Annotated in this window: 10 protein-coding genes; 1 reads left to right on the top strand and 9 read right to left on the bottom strand. The window is 55.6% G+C overall.

Translation table 11 applies throughout. The annotated features are described in order from the left end of the window. From tsf to ACRC1E_RS11285, 3 genes are all read right to left on the bottom strand, one after another. Positions 1–833, bottom strand: an 833-nt coding sequence (gene tsf / locus ACRC1E_RS11295) for a translation elongation factor Ts (RefSeq protein WP_438515198.1), incomplete at its 3' end; no start/stop codon positions are given. A gap of 77 nt (positions 834–910) precedes the next feature. Then, positions 911–1,639, bottom strand: a complete 729-nt coding sequence (gene rpsB, locus ACRC1E_RS11290) for a 30S ribosomal protein S2 (protein WP_438515197.1) — start codon at positions 1,637–1,639, stop codon at positions 911–913. 129 nt (positions 1,640–1,768) lie between these two features. Continuing rightward, the gene (locus ACRC1E_RS11285) at positions 1,769–1,963 is read right to left on the bottom strand and encodes a hypothetical protein (protein WP_438515196.1); all 195 of its coding nucleotides are present in this window, start codon (positions 1,961–1,963) and stop codon (positions 1,769–1,771) included. A 75-nt stretch (positions 1,964–2,038) separates the two neighbouring features. Between ACRC1E_RS11285 and ACRC1E_RS11280 the strand changes: the two genes are divergently transcribed. After that, the gene (locus tag ACRC1E_RS11280; RefSeq protein WP_438515195.1) at positions 2,039–3,079 is read left to right on the top strand and encodes an NAD(P)H-dependent flavin oxidoreductase; all 1,041 of its coding nucleotides are present in this window, start codon (positions 2,039–2,041) and stop codon (positions 3,077–3,079) included. On the opposite strand, the gene ACRC1E_RS11275 is transcribed toward ACRC1E_RS11280, so the two are convergent. From ACRC1E_RS11275 to ACRC1E_RS11250, 6 genes are all read right to left on the bottom strand, one after another. Further along, positions 3,076–3,831, bottom strand: coding sequence for a zinc-dependent peptidase (locus ACRC1E_RS11275; RefSeq protein WP_438515194.1), 756 nt, complete (start codon positions 3,829–3,831; stop codon positions 3,076–3,078). The genes ACRC1E_RS11280 and ACRC1E_RS11275 overlap by 4 nt on opposite strands. Positions 3,832–4,004: 173 nt before the next feature. Next, a complete protein-coding gene (gene pnp / locus ACRC1E_RS11270) occupies positions 4,005–6,152 on the bottom strand; it encodes a polyribonucleotide nucleotidyltransferase (RefSeq protein WP_438515193.1) in 2,148 nt (715 codons plus the stop codon). A gap of 179 nt (positions 6,153–6,331) precedes the next feature. Continuing rightward, the gene (rpsO, locus tag ACRC1E_RS11265) at positions 6,332–6,601 is read right to left on the bottom strand and encodes a 30S ribosomal protein S15 (protein ID WP_438515192.1); all 270 of its coding nucleotides are present in this window, start codon (positions 6,599–6,601) and stop codon (positions 6,332–6,334) included. Between the two features lie 75 nt (positions 6,602–6,676). After that, positions 6,677–7,597, bottom strand: a complete 921-nt coding sequence (gene truB / locus ACRC1E_RS11260) for a tRNA pseudouridine(55) synthase TruB (RefSeq protein ID WP_438515191.1) — start codon at positions 7,595–7,597, stop codon at positions 6,677–6,679. After that, complete coding sequence (gene rbfA, locus ACRC1E_RS11255) at positions 7,597–7,983, bottom strand: 30S ribosome-binding factor RbfA (RefSeq protein WP_438515190.1); 387 nt, start codon at positions 7,981–7,983, stop codon at positions 7,597–7,599. Before rbfA ends, truB begins: the two co-directional genes overlap by 1 nt. An 84-nt stretch (positions 7,984–8,067) precedes the next feature. Further along, positions 8,068–8,687 (bottom strand): translation initiation factor IF-2 (locus tag ACRC1E_RS11250; protein WP_438515189.1); only part of this gene is annotated, 620 nt, incomplete at its 5' end.

The following is an 8,687-nucleotide window of genomic DNA, read 5'->3' as shown; positions in this document are numbered from 1 at the left end:
TAATCAACCACTTTCTTCTCGATGCCTTCGCCAACAACAAACATGGCGAATGCATTGACGGTAGCACCCTGCTCGGACAACAGTTTTTCAACCGTGATATCCGGGTTCTTCACGAACTGCTGGCCTACCAGTGTCACTTCAGCCAGGTACTTGCGTACACGGCCTTCAACCATCTTGGCTGCGATATCGGCCGGCTTGCCTTCGGCAATAGCCTGCTCGGTAAAGATGCGGCGTTCGGTTTCCAGCGTCTCGGCAGGAACCTGCTCTTTGGATACGCAGATAGGCTTGGATGCAGCAATATGCATTGCCACATCGCGACCCAGCGCTTCTTCACCATTGATATCCACGATAACGCCGATCTTGGCGCCGTGCAGATAGATTGCAATCTTGCCCGCGGTTTCGTAACGAGCAAAACGACGAATCGTCATGTTCTCGCCCAGCTTGGCAATCGCCGCCTTGCGGATGTCTTCCACGCTCTGGCCATTCACGATCACGGCAGACAGTGCTTCTACATCGGCAGGATTGGCTTTGGCAACGGCTTCGGCAGCAGCCTGAGTGAATGCGAGGAAAGTAGGATCTTTGGCCACGAAGTCGGTTTCGCAGTTGACTTCAACCATCGCGCCCACACCACCTTCAACGAAGGTGGAGATCACGCCTTCGGCAGCAGTACGGCCGGCCAGCTTGGAAGCCTTGTTGCCGGACTTGATGCGCAGGATTTCTTCCGCTTTGGCCATGTCGCCTTCGGCTTCAACCAATGCTTTTTTGCATTCCATCATGCCCATCGAGGTTGCAGCGCGCAACTCGGCGACCATTTTCGCGGTAATTTCCGCCATGTTCAAACTCCTAGATTATGTGAAACAGGTAACCAGATCGGAAAAAAGGGGCTTGCGCCCCCTTGGATTTCCTTGCTTTACTCGGCAGCAGCCGGTTCAGCAGCTACGATTTCCTGCATCGCTTGTGCGCGACCTTCGAGTACCGCATCAGCGATACCACGAGCGTACAGGCGGATCGCACGACTGGAGTCGTCGTTACCCGGGATCACGAAATCGATACCCTCTGGGTTGTTATTGGTATCTACCACACCAATAACTGGGATACCCAGCTTTTGGGCTTCAACGATGGTGCCCTTCTGGTAGCCGGTATCGATAACGAAGATAGCGTCTGGCAAGCCCTTCATATCCTTGATACCGCCCAGCGAACGCTCAAGTTTTTCAACTTCGCGCTTCATTACCAGCAGTTCTTTCTTGTTGAAACCGCTTTCGTCCGCGGCGGCCAGCGCTGCAGTTTTTTCTTCCAGACGCTTGATCGACTGCTTAACCGTCTTGTAGTTGGTCAGCATGCCGCCCAACCAGCGGTGATCAACGAAAGGAACGCCTGCGCGGCTTGCTTCTTCACGTACGATTTCACGCGCCTGACGCTTGGTGCCGACAAACATCACGGTACCCTTGTTCGCAGCCAAGCGGCGAACATAGTCCTGTGCACCGATAAACAGTGGCAGGGACTTTTCCAGGTTAATGATGTGAATCTTGTTGCGGCTGCCGAAGATGTACTGAGCCATCTTTGGATTCCAGAAGCGGGTTTGGTGGCCGAAGTGAACGCCGGCCTCCAGCATTTGACGCATGGTAACGGTAATACTCATTGAATAAACTCCTAAGGGTTAAATGGCTCCATTCGCGCAAAAATCCTTGCGGACACCCTTTGGCGCGAATGTGCGTATTGCCCCTAAATTCCGGGGACGCGGGATCATATCATCATTAGGGCCGTACACTCAAGTTTTGCCCTTATCCTGAGCCGATGAATCCTGTTCGCGCCGTGCACGCAAACGGTGGATTTTCATCCATACCCATAGCACCAGAGGCAGCAAACCGAGAAAAACAAAGGTCAGCACACCGGCGACCACATTATCTTGCGCCGCAGAAAACATCACAATCACGTACAGCCAGGCTATCACGATCAGATACATATGAAACATTCGTTTGAATTTATTCTTAAGTCATAGTAAGAATGACAACCATATCCACTACACGCCTTCGACACCATGAAAACGGCCTTCACCGAACTGATGGGCATCAAGCTTCCCTTTGTCAGCCCCGGCATGTCGTATATCGCCACGCCCGAATTGGTTGCTGCTGTCAGCAATGCAGGTGGCCTGGGCATACTCGCGACCGGCCCCTTGAGTCCGGATGCGACCCGCAGCGCTATTGCCCGCATCCGCGAACTGACCGACCAGCCGTTTGGCGTAGGATGCACACTCATGATGCCGGGTGCTGCGGATAATGCCAGAGCCGCACTGGAAGCACACGTTCCCGTCATCAACTATTCGCTAGGCAAGGGCGAATGGATTGCCGAAGCGGCACACGCATATGGCGGCAAGGTCATTGCCACCGTAGTCAACGAAAAACATGCCCGCTCTGCCGAACAATCCGGTGCCGATGCCCTGCTGGTGACCGGACACGAAGCTGCTGCACACGGTGGCGAAATCACCTCATTAGTCCTTATTCCGGCACTACGTGCCATCACCCGCCTACCCATCATCGCAGCCGGCGGTTTTGCCAGCGGGCAAGGCCTGATGGCAGCGCTGGCATTGGGGGCCGACGCGATCGCCATGGGCACACGCATTGCCAGCACCCGAGAGAGCCCGGTTCATGCCGACACCAAAGCACTGATCTGCAGCAAACAGGCAGGCGACACCCTGTATTCAAAAAATTTCGATGGCCTGCCTTGCCGGGTAATGGATACCCCGAGCGCTCGGCGCGCCACACAGCGCCCACTCGCGCTGCCCGTTGCCGGCTGGCGCGCCATGGGCATGGCAAAAAAACTAGGGATGTCTCCACTTAAAGTCGCCATCGGCGGCATGCTGAGCAACCCGTGGGGCTTGCGTCAACTGGCGCAGTTTGGCGCCGCCACCGAGGCCATACGCGGTGCTATTCAGGATGGCGACCACAACAAGGGTGTACAACTGATAGGACAGGCACAAGGCCTGATCTACGATACCCCCAGCGTAGCCGAGCTTTTCAGCCGCATACTCGCCGAGGCAGAAACTAGCTACGACAGGCTGGGTAAAAACCTGCAAATTTAAAGCTCTTGCCGGTCATGCCCCGACAACTGCAACGACAAAGGCAGGACCGGTAGCCTTGCAGCAGTATCCTGCAGATAAAAGGCCGACAGATGGACATAAAGCGCGGGATAATCCGCCTTTAGCCAATGCGGCGTTTCAAAAAAAGACTCCGACAATACAGCGAAAAACTCGGCCGGATTCTCGCTGGCGTAAGCATCCAGCCACGATGCACAACCATCATCGACCTGCCGGCAGAACCCGTCATATGCCGACTGCCAGTCGTGCGCCCACGCCCCCCTATCCATGCCTTTGTGCAAGGGCGGACATCCATTGGCATCCCCGTCCAGCATATCCAGCTTATGTGCCATCTCGTGAATCACCACATTCCAGCCATCCAGCAGCGCCGAGTCTAGGGCGTCGGGCAGGGAGAGTATCAGCGGCCCGTCCTGCCTTGCCTGGCCAAGCAACACCTGCTCACCTTCATGCGCCAAGCCGGCCCGATCAAGCCACTCGTCGCGCACCACAAATGCGTCGGGGTAGAGAATCACCTCACGCCAGCCCTCCAGCGCCGCAGCGCCCAGCCCCAACACCGGCAAGGCGGCCTGTAAAGCAAGCGTGACGGCATCCGCGTCCTGCAGTGACTCGCCATCGACCCGCACAAAAGACTTTCCATCGATAAAAACCAGCGCCAACCGTGCCAGCGTGTCGCACTCGACAGCAGACAAACCTGTCAGTAACGGCAAATCCGGAATGGCATCGCGCAGCAATTGCAATCTGCGCCCCCCATCGGGATTATGTGAAAAATATTTCCAGAACATCCACCCCTCCCCTTACTGACCGGCATTGCACTCATCACCGGCATCCAGTCGCTGCGCGGCAGACACAAAAAACCCGCACCATAGGATGCGGGTTTTCTACAGAGGGGCAGCATAGATGCCCCCTGTTATCAGTTACCGGACTTCAAGCCGAAAGAATCGGCAGTCTCGCGTGCAACTTTGGATTCATCTTCCAGCAGCGCCTTGATCGACAGGCGCACACGGCCACGATCATCCATCTCGATCGCCTTCACGCGCACAACCTGACCTTCTTTCAGATAGTCGGCCACGTTCTTGATGCGCTCGTTGGCGATCTGGGAAATATGGACCAGACCATCTTTACCCGGCAGGATGGATACGATGGCACCCACGTTGTTGTCGAGAATCTTGACGACCGGACCTTCATATACCTTGCCGACTTCGACTTCGATGGTGATTTCTTCGATACGCTTCTTGGCTGCGTCTGCACCCTCTTGCGTCACCGAAGCGATCACGATGGTGCCGTCATCTTCGATATTGATCTCGCAACCGGTTTCCTTGGTAATCGAGCGGATGGTTTCACCACCCTTGCCGATCACTTCACGGATTTTCTCCGGGTTGATCTTCATGGTAAACAGACGCGGCGCAAACTCGGACAGCGTCTGCGGGCCTTCAACCGCATCCTTCATCACGCTCAGGATATGCAAACGGCCTTCCTTGGCCTGAGCCAGCGCCACCTGCATGATTTCCTTGGTAATGCCCTGGATCTTGATATCCATCTGCAGCGCAGTCACGCCATCAGCGGTACCGGCTACCTTGAAGTCCATATCGCCCAGATGATCTTCATCACCCAGAATATCGGACAGCACGGCAAAACGATTGCCTTCCAGAATCAGGCCCATGGCGATACCGGCCACATGCGCCTTCAAAGGTACACCGGCGGACAGCAACGCGAGGCAACCGCCACACACCGAAGCCATCGACGAAGAACCGTTGGACTCGGTAATTTCGGATACGACACGCATGGTGTAGCTAAACTCGTCCGCAGGCGGCAGCACAGCCAGCAGTGCGCGCTTGGCCAGACGGCCGTGACCGATTTCACGACGCTTAGGCGGGCCCATACGGCCGGCTTCACCGGTCGAATACGGCGGGAAGTTGTAATGCAGCATGAAGCGGTCGGTATATTCGCCGGCCAGCGCATCAATGATCTGCTCGTCGCGACTGGTACCCAGCGTCGCAGTGGCAATCGCCTGGGTTTCGCCACGGGTAAACAGTGCCGAGCCATGAGTGCGCGGCAACACGCCGGTGCGCACCGAGATCGGACGTACGGTACGGGTATCACGGCCATCAATACGCGGCTCACCAGCCAGAATCTGGCCACGCACGATCTCGCCTTCCATCTCCTTGAAGATGCCCTTGATCTCGTTAGTCTTCAGCGTACTGGTTTCTTCGGTGATCAGTGCGACCTTGACTGCATCCCAAGCTTCAGCCAGCGCAGTGGAGCGCAGTTGCTTCTGACGGATACGGAAGCCAGCAGCGATTTTTTCGCCCGCCACTTCACGGATACGAGCCACCAGATCGGCATCATGTGCCGGCGCTTCCCAAGCCCACATCACCGGATTGACTTCGTCAGCCAGTTCATTGATGGCCGTAATCGCAGCCTGCATCTGCTCGTGACCGAAGACGACGGCACCCAGCATGATGGCTTCGGACAGCTCTTTGGCTTCGGACTCGACCATCAGCACGGCACGCTCGGTACCGGCAACGATCAGATCCAGCTCGGAGCTTACCAGCTCGGTCTTGGTCGGATTGAGGATGTATTCGCCGTTAGTGTAAGCCACGCGCGCAGCACCAACCGGGCCGGCAAACGGCAGACCGGAAATCGCCAGTGCAGCGGAAGCACCTATCATGGCCGGAATATCGGCATCGACTTCAGGATTCAGCGACATAACGGTCGCGACGATCTGCACGTCGTGATAGAAACCGGCCGGGAACAGTGGGCGAATAGGACGATCGATCAGACGGCAGGTCAGGATTTCTTTTTCGGACTGCTTGCCTTCACGCTTAAAGAAGCCACCCGGGATTTTACCGGCGGCGTAGGTACGCTCGAGGTAATCGACGGTCAGCGGGAAAAAATCCTGACCCGGCTTGACGTTTTTAGAACCGACAACAGAAACCAGAACCACGGTTTCATCCATCGAAACCAGAACTGCACCCGATGCCTGACGTGCGATTTCGCCGGTTTCGAGGGTGACAGTGTGGCGGCCAAACTGAAAAGACTTGCTGATTTTATTGAACACTGGGTATCCCTTACTTCTGGATGAGTTGGTGTAGCTTGTGATAACGGGAACCCCTAGCCATCGGCACTTGTACAAATACGGATGACTAGAGGCTCAACCCGCCATCTTCGATAACAAGAATGACCCGTCGAAATATGAAAAATCGCAGCCTGGGCTGCGACTTTTCAACTTCGTACAACTTACTTGCGCAGACCCAGACGAGCGATCAGAGCGCGGTAGCTATCGTTGTTAGTACGCTTGAGGTAGTCAAGCAGACGACGACGACGGCTAACCATTTTCAACAGGCCACGACGGCTGTGATGGTCTTTAGTGTTGGCTTTGAAGTGCGAAGTCAGATCATTGATACGTGCGGTCAGCAGGGCAACCTGAACTTCAGAAGAACCGGTATCGCCTTCCTGATGCTGATAGTCTTTAACGATGTCTGCTTTTTGCGCGGCGGTCATTGCCATGTGTAAAACTCCACAATACTAGATAAGGGCATTTGCCCGGCAAGCACGGCGAGCGTCAACCCATCCGTGCTTCACTTAACTGGCGGTTTTCACCGCCACGAGTCGACTGGGGTGCAAGAAAGCTTCTTCCCTTGCCTCAGCCAGACCCAAAAATTCCCGCGTCGCCTCACGGTATACGCGGAAACGCGACATTATTGCATGATTTTGTTGCGAGGGGACAGCCTGACCATGCATAAAGCGCCCAAAATCGGCTTCAGACAAAGCCACTTCAGGCAAATGCCCAACCAGAATATCGATAGGCAACAGCAAACCGGCACGCGCGTCGACCGCCACCGCTTCGACCTGCTCTATCGTCAGCGCATCTTCCAGACGGAAACCGGCAGTCTGCGTACGACGCAAACCGGTCAGATGCGCACCACACCCCAAGGCTTCACCGATGTCCTGTGCCAGCGTGCGAATATAGGTTCCCTTGCTGCACAACACATCGATAATCGCAGTCTTGCCATCGAAGCTGATCAGTTCGATGCCATGTATGCTCACACGCCGCGCCGGCCGTTCGATATCGATACCCTGCCGGGCATACTCATACAAGGGCTTGCCCTGATGCTTGAGCGCCGAATACATCGGCGGCACCTGATCGATTTCGCCCTTGAAGCGCGCCATCGCAGCCAGCAACTGCGCCTGCGTAAAATCGACCGGACGCTCCTCAACCACTTCGCCTTCGGCATCGCCAGTGGTGGTATTCGCACCAAAGCAAACGGTAGCACGGTAACCTTTATCCGCATCCAGCAAGAAAGACGAAAACTTGGTTGCCTCGCCAAAGCAGACCGGCAACAGGCCGGTGGCCAGTGGATCGAGCACGCCGGTATGCCCGGCCTTGGCCGCCGTATATAACCAGCGCACCTTCTGCAAAGCGCCGTTACTGGAGAACCCTAGCGGCTTGTCCAGTAGCAGCACGCCGTCGATATTCAGCTTGGGGCGACGCACCTGAGCCATTACTCGTCCTCGCCCAGCTTGGCGCGGTTTTTAGCGTCTTCTTCCGAAATATCGGAAATCAATCGACTCATATGCACACCGCGCTCGATAGACTCGTCATATACGAAATGCAGTTGCGGCACGGTGTATACCGTCAGCCCACGACCCAGTTCTTTACGCATATAACCCGCCGAGTGCTCCAGCGCCTCTTGCGTAATTTCGCGCGAGCCCTCACCCATTACGGTATAACAAATCTTGGCATGCGAGTAATCGCGGGTCACTACCACCGAGGTAATCGTCACCCAGCCAACGCGCGGGTCTTTCAGGCCGGTACGAATGATTTCTGCCAGATCACGCTGGATCTGGTCAGCCATACGGTCAGAGCGGGAAAAGGCTTTTCTAGCCATCGCGCTATCCTTTCTTTTTCAGCAAAAAAGGCGAGTGCCTCCGGCTTGGGACCGGAGGAGCACTCGCCTTGGTTCAATCCGGACTCAGAGGGAACGCGCCACTTCGACGATTTCGTAAGCCTCGAGCTGGTCACCTTCCTGGATATCATTGAAGTTCTTCAGCATCAGGCCGCATTCGTAGCCTTGCTTCACTTCCTTCACGTCATCCTTGAAGCGCTTGAGCGAATCCAGTTCGCCGGCATGCACAACCACATGATTGCGGATCAGGCGAACCATGGCGGAACGCTTGATCATACCGTCGGTCACCATACAGCCGGCAATATTGCCCACCTTGGACACGGAAATCACCTGACGGATTTCCACCGTACCCAGGATAACTTCCTTCTTCTCCGGTGCCAGCATGCCCGACAGCGCGGCTTTCACTTCATCTACGGCATCATAAATGATGTTGTAGTAGCGAATATCCACACCCTCGTTCTCGGCCAGTTTACGCGCAGCCGCATCGGCACGGGTATTAAAGCCGATCACGATAGCCTTGGAAGCAATCGCCAGGTTGATGTCCGATTCGGTAATACCGCCCACACCGGAGTGCAGGATATTGACGCGAACTTCGTCGGTCGAAAGCTTCTGCAAGCTGCCTGCCAGTGCTTCGTACGAACCCTGAACGTCTGCCTTGATAATAATGGACAGGTTCTGGATTTCGC

It is taken from the genome of Craterilacuibacter sp. (genome assembly GCF_051659485.1).
GTDB lineage: Bacteria > Pseudomonadota > Gammaproteobacteria > Burkholderiales > Chromobacteriaceae > Craterilacuibacter.
This window is presented reverse-complemented; position numbering and strand designations above follow the sequence as displayed.

What these genes read in the sequence shown, in the direction of transcription:
- rpsB (WP_438515197.1), bottom strand. Translation starts at nt 1,639, where the DNA reads ATGAGTATTACCGTTACCATGCGTCAAATGCTGGAGGCCGGCGTTCAC.
- ACRC1E_RS11280 (WP_438515195.1), top strand. Translation starts at nt 2,039, where the DNA reads ATGAAAACGGCCTTCACCGAACTGATGGGCATCAAGCTTCCCTTTGTC.
- truB (WP_438515191.1), bottom strand. Translation starts at nt 7,597, where the DNA reads ATGGCTCAGGTGCGTCGCCCCAAGCTGAATATCGACGGCGTGCTGCTA.
- ACRC1E_RS11285 (WP_438515196.1), bottom strand. Translation starts at nt 1,963, where the DNA reads ATGTATCTGATCGTGATAGCCTGGCTGTACGTGATTGTGATGTTTTCT.
- rbfA (WP_438515190.1), bottom strand. Translation starts at nt 7,983, where the DNA reads ATGGCTAGAAAAGCCTTTTCCCGCTCTGACCGTATGGCTGACCAGATC.
- rpsO (WP_438515192.1), bottom strand. Translation starts at nt 6,601, where the DNA reads ATGGCAATGACCGCCGCGCAAAAAGCAGACATCGTTAAAGACTATCAG.